This window comes from Thermococcus sp. 21S7 (assembly GCF_012027615.1).
Taxonomy (GTDB): Archaea; Methanobacteriota_B; Thermococci; order Thermococcales; family Thermococcaceae; genus Thermococcus.
The window spans coordinates 1-398 of record NZ_SNUT01000026.1; the positions used below are offsets into that span (position 1 = coordinate 1).

2 protein-coding genes are annotated in these 398 nt (G+C 49.7%); one reads left to right on the forward strand and one right to left on the reverse strand.

The annotated features are described in order from the left end of the window. On the forward strand, nt 1–187 hold a 187-nt coding region (locus E3E51_RS12955), incomplete at its 5' end, for a CGP-CTERM sorting domain-containing protein (RefSeq protein WP_167913523.1). 15 nt (nt 188–202) lie between these two features. Here the strand turns inward: E3E51_RS12955 and E3E51_RS13060 are convergent. Continuing rightward, nucleotides 203–398: hypothetical protein (locus E3E51_RS13060; protein ID WP_206204588.1), on the reverse strand; the 196-nt coding region annotated here is incomplete at its 5' end.

Genomic DNA, 398 nt, shown 5'->3' on the forward strand with positions numbered 1-398 from the left:
TCTCAAGGAGTGGAGGGCTCTGATGGTTGAGGGCAAGAAGCCCGAGGAAATCTCGCCAACGCCGACTTCCACCGCCCCAAACACGAACAAAACCGAGAGCTCAAGCAGTACAGGTTCGAGTATCTGCGGTCCTGGTTTGATAGTCGGACTTGCCATAGTGCCTCTTCTTCTCAGGAGGAGGCCTTGATTCCTCAATCCTTTTTTACTCAGCCTCAGTTTCACCAAAGTCGCCCATTCTTCTTTTTCTCCAAAATGGAGAAAACTTTAAATAGGCAACGACGCCAAATCTTAACGTTTGAGAGAACCAGGGTAGTGATGACGTATGAAGTACTTCGTCGTTGTTTCGTACGATGACGACGCCGAGCGAAAGCGCGTTGATTACCTGCTCTCCAAGTGGG